Annotated in this window: 23 protein-coding genes; 15 read left to right on the forward strand and 8 right to left on the reverse strand. The window is 40.7% G+C overall.

All coding sequences use genetic code 11. The annotated features are described in order from the left end of the window. Nucleotides 1-49: 49 nt before the first annotated feature. Nucleotides 50-241, reverse strand: a complete 192-nt coding sequence (locus AN394_RS02000; RefSeq protein ID WP_055020690.1) for a hypothetical protein — start codon at nt 239-241, stop codon at nt 50-52. Nucleotides 242-1,104: 863 nt separating this feature from the next. On the opposite strand from AN394_RS02000, the gene AN394_RS02005 reads away from it, so the two are divergent. Next, on the forward strand, nt 1,105-1,407 hold the full coding sequence (locus AN394_RS02005) for a helix-turn-helix domain-containing protein (RefSeq protein ID WP_055020691.1): 303 nt from the start codon (nt 1,105-1,107) through the stop codon (nt 1,405-1,407). Beyond that, on the forward strand, nt 1,391-2,704 hold the full coding sequence (locus AN394_RS02010; protein WP_055020692.1) for a HipA domain-containing protein: 1,314 nt from the start codon (nt 1,391-1,393) through the stop codon (nt 2,702-2,704). The genes AN394_RS02005 and AN394_RS02010 overlap by 17 nt, the downstream gene beginning before the upstream one ends. A 72-nt stretch (nt 2,705-2,776) precedes the next feature. Here AN394_RS02010 and AN394_RS02015 read toward each other — a convergent pair whose 3' ends face one another. From AN394_RS02015 to AN394_RS02025, 3 genes are all read right to left on the reverse strand, one after another. Then, nucleotides 2,777-3,841, reverse strand: coding sequence for a zinc-binding dehydrogenase (locus AN394_RS02015; protein WP_055020693.1), 1,065 nt, complete (start codon nt 3,839-3,841; stop codon nt 2,777-2,779). A 181-nt stretch (nt 3,842-4,022) separates the two neighbouring features. Next, the gene (gene nhaD / locus AN394_RS02020) at nt 4,023-5,456 is read right to left on the reverse strand and encodes a sodium:proton antiporter NhaD (protein WP_082422933.1); all 1,434 of its coding nucleotides are present in this window, start codon (nt 5,454-5,456) and stop codon (nt 4,023-4,025) included. A 232-nt stretch (nt 5,457-5,688) separates the two neighbouring features. Then, nucleotides 5,689-6,417 carry a glutathione peroxidase gene (locus tag AN394_RS02025; protein ID WP_055020694.1) on the reverse strand — a complete coding sequence of 243 codons (729 nt, stop codon included), beginning with the start codon at nt 6,415-6,417 and terminating at the stop codon, nt 5,689-5,691. 109 nt (nt 6,418-6,526) lie between these two features. Here AN394_RS02025 and AN394_RS02030 point away from each other — a divergent pair, with 109 nt between their 5' ends. After that, nucleotides 6,527-7,426, forward strand: a complete 900-nt coding sequence (locus tag AN394_RS02030; RefSeq protein WP_054562227.1) for a LysR substrate-binding domain-containing protein — start codon at nt 6,527-6,529, stop codon at nt 7,424-7,426. Here AN394_RS02030 and AN394_RS02035 read toward each other — a convergent pair. Beyond that, nucleotides 7,409-8,599, reverse strand: coding sequence for a flagellar assembly protein FlgT (locus AN394_RS02035; RefSeq protein WP_055020695.1), 1,191 nt, complete (start codon nt 8,597-8,599; stop codon nt 7,409-7,411). The two genes, AN394_RS02030 and AN394_RS02035, sit on opposite strands and share 18 nt — an antisense overlap. 110 nt (nt 8,600-8,709) lie before the next feature. Between AN394_RS02035 and AN394_RS02040 the strand changes: the two genes are divergently transcribed. Further along, nucleotides 8,710-9,168, forward strand: a complete 459-nt coding sequence (locus tag AN394_RS02040) for an LPP20 family lipoprotein (RefSeq protein WP_054562225.1) — start codon at nt 8,710-8,712, stop codon at nt 9,166-9,168. Between the two features lie 100 nt (nt 9,169-9,268). On the opposite strand, the gene flgN is transcribed toward AN394_RS02040, so the two are convergent. From flgN to flgA, 3 genes are all read right to left on the reverse strand, one after another. Continuing rightward, nucleotides 9,269-9,700, reverse strand: coding sequence for a flagellar protein FlgN (flgN, locus tag AN394_RS02045; RefSeq protein ID WP_054562224.1), 432 nt, complete (start codon nt 9,698-9,700; stop codon nt 9,269-9,271). Then, a complete protein-coding gene (flgM, locus tag AN394_RS02050) occupies nt 9,693-10,013 on the reverse strand; it encodes a flagellar biosynthesis anti-sigma factor FlgM (protein ID WP_054553314.1) in 321 nt (106 codons plus the stop codon). The genes flgN and flgM overlap by 8 nt, the downstream gene beginning before the upstream one ends. A gap of 78 nt (nt 10,014-10,091) precedes the next feature. Continuing rightward, on the reverse strand, nt 10,092-10,796 hold the full coding sequence (gene flgA / locus AN394_RS02055) for a flagellar basal body P-ring formation chaperone FlgA (RefSeq protein WP_054562223.1): 705 nt from the start codon (nt 10,794-10,796) through the stop codon (nt 10,092-10,094). 142 nt (nt 10,797-10,938) lie between these two features. Here flgA and AN394_RS02060 point away from each other — a divergent pair, with 142 nt between their 5' ends. The 11 genes from AN394_RS02060 (at nt 10,939) to flgJ (ending at nt 20,523) form a co-directional block, all read left to right on the forward strand. Further along, the gene (locus tag AN394_RS02060; RefSeq protein ID WP_054562222.1) at nt 10,939-11,871 is read left to right on the forward strand and encodes a chemotaxis protein; all 933 of its coding nucleotides are present in this window, start codon (nt 10,939-10,941) and stop codon (nt 11,869-11,871) included. A gap of 21 nt (nt 11,872-11,892) precedes the next feature. Continuing rightward, nucleotides 11,893-12,723 (forward strand): protein-glutamate O-methyltransferase CheR, encoded by an 831-nt coding sequence (locus tag AN394_RS02065; protein WP_054562221.1) that lies wholly within the window; start codon nt 11,893-11,895, stop codon nt 12,721-12,723. 135 nt (nt 12,724-12,858) lie between these two features. Then, the gene (gene flgB / locus AN394_RS02070) at nt 12,859-13,269 is read left to right on the forward strand and encodes a flagellar basal body rod protein FlgB (protein ID WP_054562220.1); all 411 of its coding nucleotides are present in this window, start codon (nt 12,859-12,861) and stop codon (nt 13,267-13,269) included. Between the two features lie 2 nt (nt 13,270-13,271). After that, on the forward strand, nt 13,272-13,703 hold the full coding sequence (gene flgC, locus AN394_RS02075; RefSeq protein ID WP_054562219.1) for a flagellar basal body rod protein FlgC: 432 nt from the start codon (nt 13,272-13,274) through the stop codon (nt 13,701-13,703). A 13-nt stretch (nt 13,704-13,716) separates the two neighbouring features. Next, complete coding sequence (locus AN394_RS02080) at nt 13,717-14,400, forward strand: flagellar hook assembly protein FlgD (protein ID WP_054562218.1); 684 nt, start codon at nt 13,717-13,719, stop codon at nt 14,398-14,400. A 51-nt stretch (nt 14,401-14,451) separates the two neighbouring features. Then, complete coding sequence (flgE, locus tag AN394_RS02085) at nt 14,452-15,819, forward strand: flagellar hook protein FlgE (protein ID WP_054562217.1); 1,368 nt, start codon at nt 14,452-14,454, stop codon at nt 15,817-15,819. Between the two features lie 160 nt (nt 15,820-15,979). Then, nucleotides 15,980-16,744 carry a flagellar basal body rod protein FlgF gene (locus AN394_RS02090; RefSeq protein WP_054553307.1) on the forward strand — a complete coding sequence of 255 codons (765 nt, stop codon included), beginning with the start codon at nt 15,980-15,982 and terminating at the stop codon, nt 16,742-16,744. Between the two features lie 21 nt (nt 16,745-16,765). Continuing rightward, nucleotides 16,766-17,554: a flagellar basal-body rod protein FlgG gene (gene flgG, locus AN394_RS02095; RefSeq protein WP_054553306.1), complete on the forward strand. Its 789-nt coding sequence runs from the start codon at nt 16,766-16,768 to the stop codon at nt 17,552-17,554. Nucleotides 17,555-17,569: 15 nt separating this feature from the next. Continuing rightward, entirely contained in the window at nt 17,570-18,253 is a 684-nt protein-coding gene (gene flgH / locus AN394_RS02100; protein ID WP_054562216.1) for a flagellar basal body L-ring protein FlgH, read from the forward strand. A gap of 12 nt (nt 18,254-18,265) precedes the next feature. After that, entirely contained in the window at nt 18,266-19,360 is a 1,095-nt protein-coding gene (locus AN394_RS02105; RefSeq protein ID WP_054562215.1) for a flagellar basal body P-ring protein FlgI, read from the forward strand. 194 nt (nt 19,361-19,554) lie between these two features. After that, nucleotides 19,555-20,523 (forward strand): flagellar assembly peptidoglycan hydrolase FlgJ, encoded by a 969-nt coding sequence (gene flgJ, locus AN394_RS02110; protein WP_055020696.1) that lies wholly within the window; start codon nt 19,555-19,557, stop codon nt 20,521-20,523. The last annotated feature ends 13 nt before the right edge of the window (nt 20,524-20,536 follow it).

The raw sequence follows: 20,536 nt of genomic DNA on the forward strand, positions 1-20,536 counted from the left end.
TTGATAGCTAAAGCTCGTAATAGGGCTTTAGCTATTTAAAATAATATTGTTATGCTTTTTCTAAGCGCCATTGGTAGAAGCGAGTAATAAAGGTTTTACCCGCAAACCAAATACCTTTTACTTTTTGGATTAACTCACCATCGTAATAGCTTTGTGAACATTCGCCTGTCTCTTCATTTACGTTAACATCGTAATGAAGTTTTATAAGTCTATTCTTGCTTTTGATATTTAAGCCACCCATAGTTAGCGTGTAAGCTTGCCAGTCGCTATTATCAGCAGCAGAATGCGCTAGTTCTAATAGCGAATTCCTTCTAATTGGACTGAATATTTTTTCTGGTAAGTGCGGGTGAGTAGTTTGTAGAAACTTTCAGTGGTATGACTCATCCGGCTACAATTGCCGGTAATCGGCTCACCATTGAACTGCAATTTGTCATTTCAAATGAGAAGATCGGTTGCCAAGTATTTAACTTTAGGCAACCATATCTAATTCTGTTTTGGTACGACTTGTCCGGCCTCAATTGCCGTTAAGTGGTTCACCATCACAGGGCTCCATTATCAGTGTTGGCGATTTACTCGTCAATACTGTCGATTCTTACAGTTTTCGCCTCTGGTTAAGTTTTCATTTAATAATTCAGAAACTATTTCAGAGTTAAAAATTGTTAAACTTTCTGGCAGGTAAAAACATAACTACATATTGATTGGCTTGGAAGTTACTAAGATAAAGTTTTTAAAAGTAGTTTAGTTTTTTGCGCAGTTTGATTTGTTTTTATCTTTTTCAAACAGCTATTTAATTTATGGATTCGGCAGTTTTAGGGGCTAACAAATCTCATTTTTTGAATATCACCCCTAATAATTTCATCAAAAATATAATTACTAATGACCAAAGTAATAGTGAAAATTATTAAAGTCTATTGAGGTAGACTTTAATGGAGGTGCTGCCATTATTTGAAAATAAAGTCTACTAAACTGGACTTTATTGTGACCTTTTAAGTTTAAAACTGTAAAAGTCTTTTAAAGTAGACTTATTTTATTTTATGGTGCAGGTTGAAATAAAAGTCTGATAGATTAGACTTTTATAGAAACATTGTTCAAATTGAGATTGTGATGGCAAAGAAAGTTAAAGCGAGTAAATCCCCAGATTTAAGTAGAGCGTTCACACCTTCTTTGCTTGGTGACGTTATTAAAGCGAAGAGAACACAAAGCAATATCACGCAAACTGACGCTGCATTACTTTCGGGTATATCAAAGCAGACATACATAAATATTGAACAAGGTAGTGCAGATGTAAAATTGGCCTCGTTAATGAAAGTTGTCTCGGCATTAGGCGTTAAGATATCAATTGAGCCATGGCAAAGTGATAGTACAGTTAACTCACCTCTGGAGGATGAGAATGACGTCTGGGTTTGATAGATATACACTCGACATAATTTATAGCCAAAAGCTGGTTGGTAAATTACATCTTTCTAGAGAAAGCGATAATTTATCATTGAGTTATCAACAAGAGTGGGTGGATGAAGGCTTTCCAATATCTCCTCATTTACCTTTTGGACATGACATACCTTCTGTCAATATCAGACGTTTTTTACAAAATTTACTACCCGAAAATAAGGGCCTAGATTATTTAATAGATTACTTAGGGGTATCACGGACGAATGTATTTGCTCAGATCGGTGGAATTGGTAAAGATACCTCTGGGGCTATGATGTTTTTACCTGAAGGTGCTTTAAACGATAAAGTAAAAAGTAACTTTATCGCTATTAGTGATGCTGAACTGATCAAAAGGTTATCTGATCCTCAACTATGGCATTTGGAAGTCTGGGACGGCAAACCAAGATTGTCAGTAGCAGGTGTTCAATCAAAATTAAATGTATTGTCAGTTGATAGCAAGTTAGGTTTTGGTGAAGGAGACCTTTGCTCTACCCATATTATTAAGTTTGAAAAGAATAATCAGCAACATCTTGTTATAAATGAATTTGTAACAATGAAACTTGCAAAACTAGCTGGGTTTAGTGTTGCAGAGGTTGAACTTAAATATTTTGATCACCACCCTGCGTTACTTGTAGAAAGGTTTGATAGAAAATTGTTTAGCCCCGAAAGTGTAAAGCGCAGGCATATGATTGATGCATGCCAAGCTTGTAATCTAGGGGTTGATAAAAAGTACGAAAGAAATTTAGGTAAGCAGCGAGATGTTCGTCACATTCGCGATGGTGCAAGCTTTGAAAAATTGTTTGCGCTATCTGAACTCTGCGAAAACCCAATAGCAGCAAAAATTGAAATTTTAAAGTGGGCGTTATTTAATCTTTTTATCTACAACTCAGATGCACATGGCAAAAACTTTAGCTTTTTTGTGCAAAAATCAGGTCTAACCCCAGCGCCATTCTATGATTTAGTAAACGTTAAAATGTATCCAGAGTTTGAACAGGATCTAGGTATGAGTATAGGAGATGAGTTTGACCCTGATGCAATTAATGCCTATCAGTTAGTTGACTTTGCAGATGAAAATGGAATTTCAAAAAAGTTACTACAAAGCCATCTAACTAAAATAGCGACAAGTATTAAAAATAATTTACAACAGGCAATATCGCTTGTTGATAGCCCTTCAGAATCACAAGTGTCATATCTAAAGCATTACTTTGATATAGTTAATGCTCGTTGTGATCATTTTCTTGAGCAGGCAAATGTAATCCCTGATATCGAACTATAGTTTATAGCTTAGAAATTAACGTTTGATTGTTAATTTCTAAGCTGCAGAGTTATTACTCGTTTTTAAACTAAATTAACCCGTTACTTTTTCAAGCTCGCCTGTGCGCCATGGTTCAATGATGATTTTGATATGGTCGTTTGGTTTAAATAAAGTATCAAATGCACCTTGTACGCCGTCTATCCCGACTTTACCAGTACGCATTTTTTGCCATGCAATTTTGCCTGACGCAATGTTCTCAAGTGATTGTGCAAACTCTTCTGGCTGGTAGTAATAAGAGAAAATAAGGTCGAGCTCTTTCACTGTGGCATAGGCAAAGTTAACGTTTAGTGGCGCGGTATGTACACCTGTTACAATGATTTTTGCTTTTGCCGGTGCACGTAAAATGTAGTCGTTCAATAAGCGGCTTACACCGGCACATTCAAAAATAACGACCTTGTTGTTACCCGCAAGTGCTGCGGCTGTAGCAACTTCATCATCTTCCATAGGGTTAACATATTCTGTGGCGCCAAATTCAAGGGCAATTTGTTTTTTGCTCTCTTGTGGATCAGAGGCAACGATGTGTTTTACGCCTTGAAGCTTTAACGCGGCAATCGCGGCAAGGCCAATTGGGCCACAGCCAACCACAATGGCAACATCATCATTATGCATTTGTGAGCGGTTTACTGCGTGCAGGCCAACAGCAAGTGGTTCTGTAATGGCTGCCGCTTCTGATGGAACAGCATCAGGGATAGGTAATATTAAGGCTTCATCAACAATAAAGTATTCAGAGTAGGCACCATATAGCCCAGGGGTTACACCTACGCCAGCGCCGCCAGCAGAAAGTAAAATAGGCACAGAGGTTACGCGGGTGCCTTTAGCTAATTCGCCTTTAGTATTTGGGCCGTAGCTAACGATTTCTGCCGCGTACTCATGGCCTAATAACACTTCTTGGTCATCGCCTGCATCTTTAGCCATGATGCCAAGGTTTTTATAGATATCGAATACATCGCTGGTGTGGCGGGTTATATGAATATCAGAACCGCAAATACCGCAAGCTAGGCTTTTTACCAGTACTTGGCCGGGTCCAGGTGTAGGAATATCAATTTGTTTTACATGCAGCTTGCCATTTTGCATGGCAACAGAATTCATTTGGCTCATATGTGTGTCCTCAATTCACCTTATTTGTGAATTATTAGACTAAAGTAAAGCGCCTGCCTTAATCTTGACTTTTTACGACAAAAACACAGCTTATTACGACATGCCTGTTTATAAACTGCTCATTGTGGAATATTTAAAGTAAAAACCCTCAAAGTGATAAGGGTTTTTACTTTATTAAGTCTTAGCCGAAGTAGGCTGTATTGAGGTATAAATGAGTTAATACTCCAGCAAAGTAACCTAGTAAAATGACCGGCGACCATTTTAAGTGGCTATTAAATGTGTAGATCCCTCGCGCTTGACCCATTAGTGCAACTCCTGCCGCAGAGCCAATTGATAACAGGCTGCCACCAATTCCTGCTGTTAGCGTAATAAGCAGCCATTGACCGTGCGACATATCAGGCATCATTTGTAACACTGCAAACATCACTGGAATGTTATCGACTACCGCTGACATTAAACCAAGAATAATGTTCGCACCGGTAGCAGACCAGTTGTTATAAAGTAAGTCAGAAAGCAGCGCTAAGTAGCCGATAAACCCTAAGCCTCCAACACAAATAACGATGCCATAGAAGAACAAGAGCGTGTCCCACTCGGCTCTCGATACACGGCTAAATACATCAAAAGGAACAACGTTACCTAAGCGAGATAAGCGCTCTTTGTCACCTTCACGCTCTGCCATGGCGCGCTTTCTGGCAAGAGAGCCGGGGAGTGTCACGCGTAAGAAGTAACCAAAAAACTGTAAATAGCCAAGACCCATCATCATGCCCACAACCGGTGGTAAACCAAAGGCGGTTTTTAACACCACCGCGGTGAGTATTGTCAGTAAGAATAAGCACAATATGCGAAGCGCACCGCGTTTAAGTTCAATATCTTCATCGGCCGTATCCGGGTGACGGTTATTGATAAATAAAGACATAACAAATGCAGGAATAATATAGCTGACTAAAGCTGGTAGGAATAAAACAAAAAACTCGGTAAAGGCAACAACATCGGCTTGCCAAACCATCAGTGTCGTGATGTCACCAAACGGGCTGAATGCGCCACCGGCATTTGCGGCTATTACAATATTGACGCACGACATAGCAATGAAGCGGTTATCATTTGCTGCTACCTTCATTACCACTGCACATAAAAGTAGGGCAGTAGTTAAGTTATCGGCTACAGGTGAAATACAAAATGCCAGTACACCGCTTATCCAAAATAATTGCTTGTAGCTAAAGCCTCTAGCAACCAGCCAGCTTCTTAGGCCATCAAATAAACGACGCTCTTCTAGGGCGTTGATATAGGTCATCGCAACGAGCAAAAATAGCATTAACTCCGAAAACTCTAACAAGGCGTGACGAAATGCGTCGGTGCTAAGATCAGATAAGTTTTGTGCACTGTACTGCCAAGCAATAAGGGTCCAAATAATCCCGGCTGCAACCAATACGGGTTTTGATTTGCGTAAGTGAATTTTTTCTTCGAGTATGACGAGCACATAAGCAAAGATAAAAATAACAAGGCATATAATGCCAACAGGATGGGTGAGTAAATCGATAGTACCAGTTGACGCAGCATGAGCTTGGCCACCGAAACATAGCAAGGAAAGGAGCAATCCTTGTGTTAGTTTTTTCATTGTATATTCCAATTAAATCATCTTAATTTCGTTACGGTTTAAGTAAATGTAGCTGCAGACATTTTAGATTCATTCTTTGCTTTATGTAACAAATTGGTAACTAAGATGTTGGTATTTTGAATATAAATACGGGTGATGGCGAGAGCAGACCAGTTATATAATTTATAACTTAATCAATGGTTTGAGGTTTTAAAGTAATAAAGGGCTGCAATTAGCAGCCCCAACTTGAAAATTATGCAAAGTGTTTTTCTAAATCGTCAGAGCCACCAATGTGCTCACCGCCTATGAATACTTGCGGCACTGTCTCACGACCAGAAATCGCTTTTAAACTAGTTAATGAAGCGTGTTGACCTAATACGATTTCTTCGTACACATAACCTTTCGTCTCTAGTAACGCTTTAGCTTTTGTACAGAACGGACAATTAGGCTTGGTAATAATACTCACTGATTCTGGTTTTACCTGTGCTGGGTTAATGTATTCGAGCATGGTATCTGCATCAGATACTTCAAACGGGTCGCCAGGCTTTTGTGGCTCGATAAACATTTTTTCGATAACGCCGTCTTTTACCAGCATAGAATAACGCCAACTGCGCTTACCAAAACCTAAGTCGTTTTTATCGACTAGCATACCCATGCCGTCGGTAAATTCGCCGTTGCCGTCTGGCAATAAAGTGATATTTTGCGCTTCTTGGTTTTGTGCCCATGCATTCATTACGAAGGTATCGTTTACAGAAATACATACAATTTCATCAACACCGTTTTGTTTAAATACAGCCGCAAGCTCGTTATAACGTGGCAAGTGAGTTGATGAACATGTTGGTGTAAATGCACCTGGTAATGCAAATAGCACAACTGTTTTACCTTTAAAAATTTCGTCAGTGGTCATTGATTTCCACTGCTCGTCTACACGTGTTGCGAATGTAACGTTTGGTACTTTTTGGCCTTCGATATTGTTTAACATTGTTTTGATTCCTCTTGATTTGTTGAGTGCCATTATGCGATTTAATTTATGATAGCTCCAATCGTTTGTTTGTATTAGTATGATAGGTAAAAGCTATTGGTGGTGTAATATGAATTTAAAAGACTTTGAATACGTTAAAGCGGTTGCACAATATAAGCACTTCAGAAAAGCAGCTGATGCTTGCTATGTCAGCCAACCGACATTAAGCGGGCAAGTTAAAAAGCTTGAACAAGAGCTGGGAGTTGTTATTTTTGACCGTTCAACAAAGCAAGTCACGTTGACTGTGCAAGGTGAACAACTTCTTAAGCAGATCACACTGATCCTAGATCAAACCCAAGTGCTTAAAGAAATAGCTGCCAGCTCACATGACCCACTAAAGGGTAAAATCAATGTCGGTATTATTCCTACCATTGCACCTTATTTACTGCCAACACTCTTAACTTCTATGAAGCAGGCATTTAGTGAAACCCAGTTTTCATTTATAGAAATGCAAACAGCGCAAACGCTGGTGGCCCTTGATAATGGTGAGATTGATATTGCAATTGTTGCTGATGTTGCCGATTTAGCGCCTTATCATGTGTCACCGCTTTATAAAGAAGACTTTTTAGTTGCGGTTTCTGAGCAACACGCTTTAGCACAACATACTGAAGTTGCCTTAGCTCAATTACATGAATGTGACTTATTAATGTTAAACGAAGGGCATTGCTTTAAGGAGCAAGCTGAGCAATTTTGCTTTTCAGCTGGGGTTGAAGTCTCGAATCAATATAAAGGTAACAGTATTGAAACCTTACTCGCGCTGGTGGCAATGGATGATGGGGTAACCTTTGTTCCTAAGCTTGCATGTACACCACGTGAAGGAGTGAAGTATTTAGCTATAACACCAAACCAGCAACGCCAAGTTGTCATTGCAACTCGTAAGCACTACCCACATATAGCTGGTGTTGAGCAATTAGCTAACTGGCTAAATGCTCATGAAGGCCTACAAGCTCATTTACTCACTAGCAGCTAATTCAACAATATCGTTAATTTGAATGTTAGGCAGTGGTTGCTTATCTATACTCATGGCAACCGCTGATTGCTGATAAAGCTGAGTCACTTTTATTTGATTAAGTGTGGTGATTTTGTGCGGGAGTTTATTACCCTGTGCATCCGTTAGGTAATTATGATGGGCTATATTTAAAATTTGCCCTTGCTCAAGCCCATGCGCCTTACCCAAGTTGATGATTAGTCTGTCGTTTTCGATATGCAGTATTTTACCTTGGGTGGGTAAGCAGGCCATGGCTGCTTGTAAGTCATAGGTTAGGGTTTGGTTTATATCGCTAATAGCTTGGCCATAGTCAGTTGCCCAAAATCGGTCGCTATATACATCGATGATCTCAGTCTTTTTATACGGCCAAATACCTTCTGTTTGGTAGCTTTTTTGCCAGAGCTTTTCGTAAGTGGTGCCATCAAATAAGACGTAATCTACTTTGTATGCACGCTTGAAACTATCATCTTGCCAAAATGCATAATCGTTATTGATCTTATGGTTAACCGATAAATCACGAATACGGCTCAGTAATACATATTGCGAGTTACTGCGGCTAGTGATCTCTTCAAGTAGCGCATTACTGTAATCGTATTGCTGAGTGAAAAAATGATCTACTCGCAACGGCATATTGTAATAGGCTGTCGGTTTAGCTGCCATTTGCGTATTACTTAAGCTGGCATATAAGTGTTCACTAATGGCTTTGTTTACGTCAAAAATTTGGCCCATACGCGCTTGCTCGCGATTGGCGAGTTGGCTTTGTGTCACGGCAATAAATTTGGTGTATTGGTTTGCAGGGCATTCTTCTGCTTGAGCAAAAATATCGAGGCGAAGCGTGATGGCATAGGTGTCGTTATGGCGATCTTCGCTGATCAATTCTATTTTCTGGATTTCACCATGGCTGCTTATTTTTAGCTGATCTTGCGTCAAAACCCCGTCAACTAGTGTCTGTACAGAGCTTACTCGAGCGCCAGAAAACACTAAAGCTTGAGTTATGGCGTCTTTAATGGCGGCAGATTTGGCTTGGCTCGTATCGCCATTTTTTACAACTGCATGGCCTGTAGATTCAAACCACTGCGCTAAGCTATTGTTAGAAAACAAAATTGTAAAGGCTAAGCCAAGGCCTTTTAAGCTGGCTATTGTTTTATTTTTCATGCTGACACCTAGCATTAAAACCAATGAATAACCTAAATGAGCAAGGACTGTACCACAGTGGCATTAAACGTGCATATTTGTAGCCAAAGAGTTTTAAGCGGAAGCAAATTATGCGAGCACTTCTATTCGGTGGGCTGGTTGCCTGCGCAGCATTAACCGGCTGCAGTAGTATTTTTGATAAACATGTAGAATACACTTACATTGAGCCAGATAGCTACCCAGTGCTAAAAGCCGTGGGTTATGCGCCAATTAGTGCTCAACCAGGTAGCAATGAATCGCAGCGTACTCTACTTGCGATTAAAGCCTCAAAGCTTGAAGCTTACCGCGAGCTTGCTGAGCAAGTTTACGGGCAAAGAATTTCCGCAGGCACTACAGTGCAAAACAGCATTGCTCATAATGATCAATTACAAAGCCAAGTACAAGGTGTGATCAAAGGTGCACAGGTTATTAAAACCTATGCAGTAGGGGATACCTACGCAACTGAATTACAGCTTGATATGAAGCGAGTACACGATTTATACATCGGCGAAGTAAAACCGCGCCAAGTGAAAAAAGTAACGTATTATTAGGTGCAACTTAGTATTGGCTTGCTGTATAAGCCCAGCAAATTCTGCAAGCATTAAAAAAGCGCGATAACTTAGTTATCGCGCTTTTTTAATGAAATAGTATTTAGGCTTTCAAGTTGTGAACGATTTTCTTATCGCCTTGAATCACGCTACCGCCTTGGTCGTAGGTCATCGATGATGGTGCGCCGATTAAAATATCTTTAAGTTGCTTAACACTCAACTGTGCTTGATGGGCCGCGTGAGCGTTTACATCGTTTTTCTTTTTGCAGCTTGCTAGGAGAGTATTTACTTGCTTAATAAGTGCACTTACTTCGTCATCTTGCGATTCGTTGTGCGCAACAAGCTTTTGCACTTCTTTATCAATGGTTTGAATTTGTTGGAGCAAAGAGATTTTTTGTTGGGCAATACTCTTTAATCCGTCGCCACGCTTTGCAGCAATGGCTGTCAACTCATCATCTAACAGCGCAGCAATAGACTCCAAGCACGAAACTTGTTGTGTTAATTTGCTAGCTATTAAATGATTATGATCAGCCATAGACATCAAACTCGAATGCAGCGATGTTCTTTGCTAGCTTTTCAGCATCAATTTGGTATTTACCTTCACTGATTGCTTTTTTCAGCTCAGCCACTTTATTGCTATCAAAGCCAGATGATTGCTCTGCTTTTTCTTGCAAAGATTTTAGCTGTTTAGCTTGAGGAGTTAAGCTCACAGAATCTGCACTTGCTTTTGGTGCGGCCGATTTTGCAGCGGCTGCATTAGCATTATCTTTTTGTAAATCAAGCTTTTTTTGCTTGGTATTTGTCAACACAGAAGGCTGTTGTTGACCATTATTGACATTGCTTACCATAATTTTGACCTATACATTACCCAACATATGCCTTTATATCGGCGGGCACAGCGGATACTTTAGCATAAATATAAAAAATTAAATATTTACTTGTACAGACTCGACCCCATCCACACGTGCATTTAATACTTTACCTGATTTTTTGTTTTTTACACGTACTAATTCGTCTAACGTACCATCTTCTAGAGCAATTCCGGTGGTTTTAATTCTTAACCCGCGTAATGAAGCATAGATAGTTACATTATCGCCTTTACAAACCATACAAACTTGGCTCATAACAATAGGTGTGCCGTCACGTAAATTGCGCTTACTGCGACTGCCAATAAGTATAGCCTCATCTTGAACATATTGCGTTCTAACAAATTGCTTTGGCTTCATTTCGAGGCGTAAATGTTCAGGGCGAATGACCTCTCCACGGGCTAAATTAGTGGTAACAACAACCACAGGTTCGAGCTCAATAATGCGCACGTGAACGTATTGGGTCCAACTATTTAAATCTTGGCACTTAAGTTGTACAGTTACCTGCCGATTAAAAGGAGGCTCTGTTGGTAACTCTTTGTTAATTGGTGACTCACATAACCTCTCAGGAATGCGACTATCTAATGGTAAAGCACTAATTTGAGGTGTGGTGTCCAGATCAGGGAGCTGCTCGCTAACAAAATCGATGGCGATTTGTTGAAGTTGCTCGGTATTATAAACTTCTGCCTGTAGTTGTGTTGTAAACAACAGGCTAGTAAGAAAATAAAAAACACTGTATCTTCGGCTTTTTTTTAACAAACTCATATTGTTTCGACTATGCTTATGGTTGAAAACAAGGTATAAATATTTTGCGTCAAAAAACAGACGCTTTGTAACCTTATGTAGCTTTAACACAAAGAAGGCAATTATTGTTCCAGCTCTGATTGTTTATCTTTAGGAGATTGAAATGGCAGGCATTTTAGACTCAGTTAACCAGCGTACTCAGTTGGTTGGGCAAAACCGCCTTGAATTACTATTATTCAAACTCAGAGGGCGACAACGCTTTGGTATAAACGTGTTTAAAGTAAGAGAGGTTCTGCAATGTCCACCACTTACTAACATGCCTAAATCAAATGCGTACATTCGCGGTGTTGCGCATATCCGTGGTCAAACTATCTCTGTTATTGATTTATCGATGGCTGTAGGTGGCCCTGCAATTGAAAATATCAAAGACAGTTTTATCATCATTGCTGAGTACAACCGTTCAGTGCAAGGGTTTTTAGTTGGTGGTGTTGAACGCATCGTGAATATGAACTGGGAAAAAATAATGCCGCCGCCTTCGGGAGCCGGACGTTATTCTTACCTAACTGCGGTCACTGAGATTGAAAACGAATTAGTTGAAATTCTCGATGTAGAAAAGATATTAAACGAAATTTGCCCAGTTAACACTGAAGTGAGTGCTGAAGTAGTTGGTGAAGGTGAGATTCAGCGTGACTTGGGTGAGCGTATTGTCTTTATTGCTGATGACTCTGCAGTAGCTCGAAACCAAGTCAAGCGTGCGCTTGAACCTCTAGGTGTACAAACTGAACTAGCTAAAAACGGAAAAGAAGCACTTTTACGTTTAAGAGAGATTGCTCAGCTCGATTGTCAAAATGATATTACTGAACGTGTTGGTCTATTAATATCTGATGTAGAAATGCCAGAAATGGACGGTTATACCTTAACCGCTGAAATTAAGGCAGATCCAAAATTATCACCTTTGCATGTGATCTTGCATACCTCTTTAAGTGGGGTGTTTAACCAAGCAATGATCGAAAAAGTGGGTGCTGATGATTTTATTGCAAAATTTAACCCAGATGAATTAGCGACAGCTGTGAAGAAGTGGGTTCATTGTGATTAATTATTTATAGGTGGTATTACTTTGGAAAATAAGCATTTACAACAAAGCGAATACGATCAATTCCGCTCTTTTTTAGAGCAACAATGTGGCATTGTGCTTGGCGATAATAAACTTTATCTAGTTAAAAGCCGCCTTGCGCCGCTTATGGCGCGTTTTAATGTTGAGTCTTTATCACAGTTGGTAAGTAAAACACTAAGCCCTCATGAGAGGCAGCTTCGTGCCGCTGTCGTTGATGCGATGACAACCAATGAAACGCTTTGGTTTCGTGACCAATATCCGTTTGAGTTATTGAAAACAAAACTATTTCCTGAACTTAAAGATGTGCGTAGGCCACTAAAAATATGGTCAGCGGCAAGTTCATCAGGACAAGAGCCGTACTCAATTGCCATGTCTGTTGCCGAGTTCCAATCTAAAAACCCAGGTGTATTAAAGATGGGTGCGCAAATTATTGGCACTGATATCTCTAATACCATGCTTGATATGTGCAAGAATGCTGAGTATGACTCGCTGGCGCTCGCTCGTGGCTTGTCGATGGAGCGTCGTCAAAAGTTCTTCAAGGACAGCGGTAATGGAATGGCTCAGGTAGTTGACCCTATACGTAAAATGGTCAGCTTTAGACATTTAAACTTACTCGATTCATATGCCCTAATGGGCAAGTTTGACATCATATTTTGCCGTAATGTGTTGATTTACTTTTCACCAGAAGTAAAAGCTAAAATCATTTCTCAATTTGCTCAAGCTTTAAACCCGAAAGGTTACCTGTTTTTAGGTGCGTCAGAATCAATGGCGGGCTTAAGTGATAGCTTTGATATGGTTCGTTGTAACCCAGGTATCATCTATCAGAAAAAGTAAACTCTCCTTAGCAACCTAGTCCTTAGGTTGCTAAATTTACCTATTTTTCAGTCTCTTATATAAATCAAATTACTCCTAAATTTTTGGCTTAGCTTTTGCATTAACCACTACAGAGTCAATTTTTTGGAGATGGTTATGGCTATCAGTTTTGATAAAGCATTTGGTGTTCATCCTCATGCGATGTTGATCCGTTCACAACGCGCTGAGTTATTAGCGACAAATATCGCTAATGCTGATACGCCGGGCTATAAAGCGAAAGATATCGATTTTGCCTCGGCATTAAAAGCGGCAAAAAGCAACCAACAAGGCGGCAATAGCATGGTAAGAACCGATGCTAAACATATTGCCGGGGGCAGTCGTTTTGTTGGCAGCGCAGAAATGTTTCGTACGCCAAATCAAGCAGATACAGGTGATGGTAACTCAGTCGATATACAAGTGGAACGAAACTTGTATGTACAGAACTCATTAGAGTATCAGGCAAGCCTGCAATTTATGAGTAGTAAAATTAAAGGCCTTAAAAAAGCCCTCGGTAGTCAAGGAGCTTAATCATGAGTTTGTATAATGTTTTTGATATTTCAGCAACCGGTATGAGTGCGCAAAATGTTCGCTTAAATACCACAGCCAGTAATATCTCGAATGCAAATACGATTAGTTCTAGTCAAGATCAGACATATCGAGCGCGCCACCCTGTTTTTGCTGCAGAGTTGACTAAAGCGTCAGCATCACAAAGCAATCCTCAGGGCTCTTCTGTTGGCGTTAAAGTGTTAGGCATTGTAGAGAGTGATAAACCTCTACAAATTGAATATAACCCGAACCACCCAAGTGCGGATGAAAATGGTTATATCTACAAACCTAACGTTAATGTTGTAGAAGAAATGGCAAATATGATTTCTGCCTCTCGCTCTTACCAAACAAATGTGCAAGTTGCTGATGCAGCTAAGCAAATGTTAAGTAAAACACTGTTGTTAGGACAACGGTAACCGAGGATAAGTTATGAGTAACGACATCAGCTCTGCATCATCATCCTATATGGATAGTTTGCGTTGGAATCAAAGTAGTACGCAAACAACTGAAGAAGACAACAACACGCTTTCTCAGGAAGATTTCTTTTCGTTGTTAACACAGCAGTTGTCGTTTCAGGATCCGAGTAATCCTGCTGATAACGATCAAATGATTGCGCAGATGACGAACTTTACCATGGCTGAAGGTATTTCAAACTTAAACGAGAAGTTTGATTCACTCACTGCATCAATGACATCAAATTCTGCGTTACAGGCTTCGACTCTTGTTGGTAAGCAAGCGTTACTTGAGTCTGACACCATTGATTTTGATGGCGAAAATCTAGCTAAAGGGTCGGTGGTTGCAGAAACCGCTGTTGAATCTTTAACGCTAAGAATAACGGATTCATCAGGCCAGTTAGTGCGTACCATTGAATTAGGTTCTCAGTCAGCGGGTGCACTTCGTTTTGAATGGGATGGTAAAGACAATGATGGCAATGTGCTACCTGAAGGTGAATATGACATCAGTGCTGAAGGCTTTGTAAATGGAGACTACAGCAGTATGCCAATGGCGACCTTTAAGAATATTGAAAGTGTCAATATTAATGGCGCAAGCGGCATTATCGTAAATACAAAAGAGGGTGCGGTTAGGCTAACTGATATAGCTGAAATCGCATAAGTAAAAAAGGTTTGGGTTAGCTTAGGCTAAGAGATAGGTTAGAGGTGAGTTATGAGCTTCAATATTGCATTAACAGGCTTAGCAGCCGCGCAAAAAGATTTAGACGTTACCGCAAATAACATTGCTAACGTTAATACTACGGGCTTTAAAGAGTCTCGTGCAGAGTTCGCTGATGTATACGCATCATCAGTATTTAGTTCTGGTAAAACAAAAAATGGTGACGGTGTAAGAACAACAATGGTGGCACAACAATTCCACCAAGGTTCGTTATCTTTCACAAATAACTCACTTGACTTAGCGATCACTGGTGAAGGTTATTTCGCAATGGCGAATGACCTAGGTGCACAAGACTTCACATATACCCGAGCAGGTGCGTTTAAATTAAATAAAGATAACTTTGTAGTCGATGCTAATGGCAACTATCTACAAGGTTTCCCTGTTGATGAAGCAACCGGTGATACCACTTCTGTTAGCTTAAGTACATCTTCTGCACTACAAATTCCTGATGCATCAGGTTCACCACGTGCAACCACGAATGTTTATTCATCTTTTAATCTAGACTCTCGAGCAACTTCACCGTCAGTGACGCCGTTTGATCCTGAGACAAGTGCTTCATATAACAGCTCAACATCAACAACAGTGTATGATTCATTAGGTGAGCCACATATTTTACAATTCTTTTTTGTGAAAACTGATTCAACAACTACTGGTAATGAAAATGAGTGGGAAGTGTATGCTACTTTAGATGAAAAACCGTTTGCTGCGGATGGTACTGAGCAAACTACGTCGCCATACACGCCTATTTCGACTTTTCAGTTTGACTCAAGTGGTTTACCACTAAATACAGATGGTGTAGCAAACACTGACACTACGTTTGACCCATTAACGTTACCAAATGGTGTTGGTGCTGCGGCAGGCTTATCTGACTTACTTTCTAATGGTGCCAGCTTCCCAGATGATGTCACTATTAATTGGCGTGATGAAGCAGCAACAACAAATAAAATTCCTACTCAGTATGCTAGTAACTTTGAAGTAAAAGCACTGGAACAAGATGGTGCGACTGTAGGTCGTCTATCAGGTATCGATATCGGTTCTGACGGTAAAATTGTTGCTTCATACAGTAATGGTGATACTTCATTCCTAGGTCAAGTTGCGATGGTACGCTTTTCGAACTCACAGGGTTTACAACAAGTGGGTGATACGGCCTGGAAGAAGAGCCTTACATCAGGTGAACCTATTGCTGGCGAACCAGGTTCAGGTACCTTGGGTTCAATTAACTCATCTGCGCTTGAACAATCAAACGTTAACCTAACTAACGAACTTGTTGACTTGATTAGTGCGCAGCGTAACTTCCAAGCAAATTCACGTGCGCTTGAGGTTAACTCAACACTACAGCAAAACATCCTACAGATCCGTTAATTTTAACGGCTCTAAGCTTAATCCGACACGAAGGCTGCTCCCTCTATTGGCAGCCTTTTTTCATTCTAATTATTCATTTTTCTCTTCTATTTTAGCGTCAATTTTACTTTGGCACTTTTATTGCATTTCTTAGTTATCGTATTTTTAGTGAGTCAATGTTATGGACAAAATGGTCTACATTGCCATGTCGGGTGCTAAGCAAAGTTTGCGAGGTCTTGAACTCAAGGCCAACAACCTTGCGAATGCTAACACCACTGGCTTTAAAGCTGATTTTGCACAAGCTCGCTCTATGCAAGCCTTCGGTGAAGGTCTGCCATCTAGGGTGTTTGCAATGCAAGAACGCCCTGGATCTAATATGGAATCGGGTGGTTTTGTTGAAACTGGCCGCGAGCTTGATATCGCGATGAGTGACCGTGGTTGGTTGAGTGTACAAGATGCATCAGGCAATGAGGCGTACACCAAAACTGGCACATTAAACATTACTCCAGATGGCGCGTTGATCACTAGCCATGGCCGTCAAGTAATTGGCGAAGGTGGTCCAATCATTTTGCCATTACCTATCGAGAAAGTTGAGTTTAGTGAAGACGGTGCTATTCAGGTTCGCCCACAAGGTGCGCCAGCTAACTTTTTGGAAGTGGTTGATCGCTTAAAAGTGATTGAGGCTGATAACACTCAGCTTGAAAAAGGTAATGACGGTTTATTTCGACCAAAAGAAGACATGTTGGTCAATGACCTTTGTGGTTTTTGTGATATTTCACCAAACGTAAAGGTACTGTCGGGTACGCTTGAAATGTCGAACGTAAACCCAGTGCATGAAATGGTCGACATGATCAGCAATCAACGCCAATTTGAATTACAAGTTAAATTAATGAAAACAGCCGAAGAGCTCGACGAGCGTCAAGATCAGCTGTTACGCATTGTTTAAGATGACTGAGAGGGTAGAGTTATGAATCCTGCATTATGGATCAGTAAAACCGGGCTTGACGCCCAGCAAACCGATATTTCGGTGATCTCAAATAATCTCGCGAATGCCAGCACGGTCGGTTACAAAAAAAGCCGCGCCGTATTTGAAGATTTACTATATCAAAACATCAATCAACCAGGTGGCCGTTCGTCGCAAGACACTGAAATGCCATCGGGTTTAATGCTTGGTGCCGGTGCAAAAGTGGTTGCTAACCAAAAGAACTTTTCACAAGGTAACATGCTTACCACAGAAAATTCATTGGACTGGATGATCTCAGGTCCTGGCTTTTTTGAAGTGCAATTACCAGATGGCAACATTGCATACTCACGTAATGGTCAATTCACCACTGACGAAGATGGTCGCATTGTAACTTCTGGTGCGGGTTTTCCATTACAGCCAGAAATGAACGTACCAGACGATGCACAATCAATTACTGTTTCGCAAGACGGTGAAGTGTCGGTACGTATTTCAGGACAAGCAGAGAACGTGGTCATTGGTCAGCTAACAATTAGTGACTTTATTAATCCATCAGGTCTTGAGCCTATGGGGCAAAACTTATACACAGAAACCGCTGTGAGTGGCGCACCTGTGCAAGGGAACCCAGGTATCGATGGTTTAGGTACTGTGGTTCAAGGTTCACTTGAAACGTCTAATGTGAATGTAACAGAAGAGCTTGTTAACTTGATCGAAACGCAACGAATTTATGAAATGAATTCAAAAGTGATTTCAGCGGTTGATGAAATGCTTAGTTACATCAATCAACAGCTTTAATGGGTAGGAGGCAGCATGCGTAACATTATCTTAGTCACATCGGCAGCATTAATGCTGGGTGGTTGTATGACAACGCAAAATCATCATGTGGTTCAGGATGACCCTTACTATGCGCCTATGTATCCGGAGCCAACAACAGAGCCAATGGTACCAACGGGTTCGTTGTTTGATAGTTATTCAGCAGATGACTTGTACTCAGATAAAAAGGCATTGCGCGCGGGTGATATCATCACTGTTAAATTGCAAGAATCAACGCAAGCCACCAAAGCGGCAAAAACCGAAACCGACAAAGAAACGGACGCTAGTTTAGACCCTGTTATTGGGCTTGGCGGTAATCCAGTTAACATTGGCGGTGATAGCATTCAGTTTGGTATTGGTTCTGGGGCATCGTTTAAAGGTGATTCAAAGTCTAACCAATCAAATAGCTTATTTGGTGATATATCTGTCAATGTGATGCGTGTTCTACCGAACGGAAATTTGGTTATTCGCGGTGAAAAATGGCTCACTTTGAATACCGGTGAAGAATTTATTCGCCTTGAAGGTTTAGTTCGTCCTGAAGATGTTCAAGCAGATAACACGGTCACATCAAACCGTATTGCTAATGCGCGAATTCAATACTCAGGTAAAGGGCAAATTCAAGAAACGCAAAGTGCAGGTTGGCTGTCTCGTTTCTTTAGTAGTTCGCTTTTCCCATTTTAGAGGAATAAAGTCATGAATGGGTTTAAATACATCATCGCTCTTTGCTTAATTAGCCTGCAGTTTTCTGCACAGGCTGAGCGAGTCAAAGATGTATCTATGGTTGAGGGCGTGCGCGCAAACCAATTAGTGGGTTATGGTTTGGTTGTCGGTTTGCCTGGCACAGGTGAGCAAAGCCGATTTACCCAACAAAGCTTTAAAGCCATGTTAAATGGCTTTGGTATTACCTTACCTGATAGCTTAAAACCTAAGATTAAAAATGTTGCCGCTGTGGCTGTGCATGCAGAGTTACCGGCATTCAGAAAACCCGGTCAAACCATTGATATTACGGTTTCGTCTATTGGTAGTGCGGGTAGTTTACGTGGCGGTACTTTATTACAAACCTTCCTAAAAGGGGTTGATGGCAATACCTATGCGATTGCACAAGGCAGCTTAGTCGTAGGTGGTCTAGGTGCTGAAGGGGCAGACGGTAGCCGTGTAATTATTAACACACCCACAGTGGGTCGTATTCCAAACGGTGCCATTGTAGAGCGTGCTATTAAGAGCCCGTTTATGCAAGGTGACTACATTACCTTTAATTTAAATCGTCCTGATTTCACAACGGCTAAACGCTTAGAGCAAACGATTAATGATTTAGTGGGTCCTGACAGCGCTCAGGCAATCGATGCAGCTTCAGTACGAGTGTTAGCACCGCGTGATGCTTCTCAACGTGTTGCTTATTTGTCGACACTTGAAAACTTAGAGTTTAAGCCAGCAGACACAGCAGCAAAAATTATTGTGAACTCTCGCACAGGCACAATAGTGATTGGCAAAAACGTGAAGCTACAGCCAGCGGCGATTACACATGGTGGTTTAACGGTCACCATTGCTGAGCAGCAAAATGTGTCACAGCCAAATGCTTTAAGTGATGGTGAAACTACCGTTACCAATCAAAGTATTATTGATGTGAACGAAGATGATTCACGTGCTTTTGTATTTAATCCAGGTGTTAATCTTGATGATCTCGTGCGTGCAATCAATGAAGTTGGGGCCGCACCGGGTGATTTAATGGCAATCCTTGAAGCTTTAAAAGAAGCGGGGGCGATAAACGGGCAACTGGTTATCATTTAAATTAAAACGCGCTTTCGAGCGCGTTTTTTGTTTTAGTATTTCTTAAATCATTTAGCACACAAACATCAGCCAAAATCTTGGCTCTGAAGTTACTCCATTCCTGTATCAGTTATTAGCCATTCATTTATAAAGTTTTTTATTGGCGCAATTTTTGCATTTTAATTTTCATTATTAACTATTGTGTCAAAAAGCTGATGGATACAAATCATCTCGACAAGCAAAACTTTTTTGATTTAGGCAACTTAGACTCATTACGTCAAAATGCCTTAAAAAGTGATGCCTCTAGCGATGCGTCAAAAGAGGCGCTGAAAAAAGCGGCGGCACAATTTGAATCTATCTTCACTCAGATGCTGCTTAAAAGCATGCGCAAAGCAAATGAAGCGTTTGAAGATAAAGACAGCCCATTTAATTCAAGCGGCGTTAAATTTTTTGAAGAGATGCATGACCAACAAATGTCGGTTGAGCTTTCATCAAATGGTTCGCTCGGCCTAGCTGACTTGATTGTTCAGCAGCTCTCGCCAGATGGTAAAGAGTTTACACCAGGTTCTGTACTAAGAACGACGGCTGACTTTGATAGTGATAAACGCGCAAACGGTGTCCTTAATAGCACTACTGAGGCTAAGGCTAAACCACAAGCTGTCGAGGATACATCAGCGAACGAGCAATCAGAAAACCGCTTTGAAGATGCTGAGTCTTTCATTAGCTCTGTTTGGGAGCACGCTAAAAATGCGGCTGAAAAAATTGGCTTAAACCCAGCTGTGATGGTTGCTCAAGCAGCCCTTGAAACGGGCTGGGGTAAACACATCATCAGTAAAGCTGATGGCACAAGTAGTAACAACTTATTCAATATTAAATCGGATAGGAGCTGGCAAGGTGATAAAGCAAGCAAAGTCACGCTTGAGTTTGAACAAGGTGTGCCAGTTAAAAAGCAAGCAAGTTTTCGCTCTTATCAATCGATTAAAGACAGTGTGAACGACTTTGTGGATTTTTTAAATGAAAACCCACGTTATCAAGAAGCACTTAATAATACCGCAGAGCCTGCAGCCTTTTTAGATTCGTTACAAAAAGCAGGCTATGCAACTGATCCAAATTATGCCGATAAAATTAAGCAGGTATTGAAGCGCGTTGAGCTTCAAAGCGTCGCTGCTTCATTGGTACGTTAAGGAGTAGACCCTC

Source organism: Pseudoalteromonas sp. P1-26 (genome assembly GCF_001401795.1).
Classification (GTDB): Bacteria; Pseudomonadota; Gammaproteobacteria; order Enterobacterales; family Alteromonadaceae; genus Pseudoalteromonas.

What these genes read in the sequence shown, in the direction of transcription:
- AN394_RS02000 (WP_055020690.1), bottom strand. Translation starts at nt 241, where the DNA reads ATGGGTGGCTTAAATATCAAAAGCAAGAATAGACTTATAAAACTTCAT.
- AN394_RS02005 (WP_055020691.1), top strand. Translation starts at nt 1,105, where the DNA reads ATGGCAAAGAAAGTTAAAGCGAGTAAATCCCCAGATTTAAGTAGAGCG.
- AN394_RS02010 (WP_055020692.1), top strand. Translation starts at nt 1,391, where the DNA reads ATGACGTCTGGGTTTGATAGATATACACTCGACATAATTTATAGCCAA.
- AN394_RS02015 (WP_055020693.1), bottom strand. Translation starts at nt 3,841, where the DNA reads ATGAGCCAAATGAATTCTGTTGCCATGCAAAATGGCAAGCTGCATGTA.
- nhaD (WP_082422933.1), bottom strand. Translation starts at nt 5,456, where the DNA reads ATGAAAAAACTAACACAAGGATTGCTCCTTTCCTTGCTATGTTTCGGT.
- AN394_RS02025 (WP_055020694.1), bottom strand. Translation starts at nt 6,417, where the DNA reads ATGTTAAACAATATCGAAGGCCAAAAAGTACCAAACGTTACATTCGCA.
- AN394_RS02030 (WP_054562227.1), top strand. Translation starts at nt 6,527, where the DNA reads ATGAATTTAAAAGACTTTGAATACGTTAAAGCGGTTGCACAATATAAG.
- AN394_RS02035 (WP_055020695.1), bottom strand. Translation starts at nt 8,599, where the DNA reads ATGAAAAATAAAACAATAGCCAGCTTAAAAGGCCTTGGCTTAGCCTTT.
- AN394_RS02040 (WP_054562225.1), top strand. Translation starts at nt 8,710, where the DNA reads ATGCGAGCACTTCTATTCGGTGGGCTGGTTGCCTGCGCAGCATTAACC.
- flgN (WP_054562224.1), bottom strand. Translation starts at nt 9,700, where the DNA reads ATGGCTGATCATAATCATTTAATAGCTAGCAAATTAACACAACAAGTT.
- flgM (WP_054553314.1), bottom strand. Translation starts at nt 10,013, where the DNA reads ATGGTAAGCAATGTCAATAATGGTCAACAACAGCCTTCTGTGTTGACA.
- flgA (WP_054562223.1), bottom strand. Translation starts at nt 10,796, where the DNA reads ATGAGTTTGTTAAAAAAAAGCCGAAGATACAGTGTTTTTTATTTTCTT.
- AN394_RS02060 (WP_054562222.1), top strand. Translation starts at nt 10,939, where the DNA reads ATGGCAGGCATTTTAGACTCAGTTAACCAGCGTACTCAGTTGGTTGGG.
- flgB (WP_054562220.1), top strand. Translation starts at nt 12,859, where the DNA reads ATGGCTATCAGTTTTGATAAAGCATTTGGTGTTCATCCTCATGCGATG.
- flgC (WP_054562219.1), top strand. Translation starts at nt 13,272, where the DNA reads ATGAGTTTGTATAATGTTTTTGATATTTCAGCAACCGGTATGAGTGCG.
- AN394_RS02080 (WP_054562218.1), top strand. Translation starts at nt 13,717, where the DNA reads ATGAGTAACGACATCAGCTCTGCATCATCATCCTATATGGATAGTTTG.
- flgE (WP_054562217.1), top strand. Translation starts at nt 14,452, where the DNA reads ATGAGCTTCAATATTGCATTAACAGGCTTAGCAGCCGCGCAAAAAGAT.
- AN394_RS02090 (WP_054553307.1), top strand. Translation starts at nt 15,980, where the DNA reads ATGGACAAAATGGTCTACATTGCCATGTCGGGTGCTAAGCAAAGTTTG.
- flgG (WP_054553306.1), top strand. Translation starts at nt 16,766, where the DNA reads ATGAATCCTGCATTATGGATCAGTAAAACCGGGCTTGACGCCCAGCAA.
- flgH (WP_054562216.1), top strand. Translation starts at nt 17,570, where the DNA reads ATGCGTAACATTATCTTAGTCACATCGGCAGCATTAATGCTGGGTGGT.
- AN394_RS02105 (WP_054562215.1), top strand. Translation starts at nt 18,266, where the DNA reads ATGAATGGGTTTAAATACATCATCGCTCTTTGCTTAATTAGCCTGCAG.
- flgJ (WP_055020696.1), top strand. Translation starts at nt 19,555, where the DNA reads ATGGATACAAATCATCTCGACAAGCAAAACTTTTTTGATTTAGGCAAC.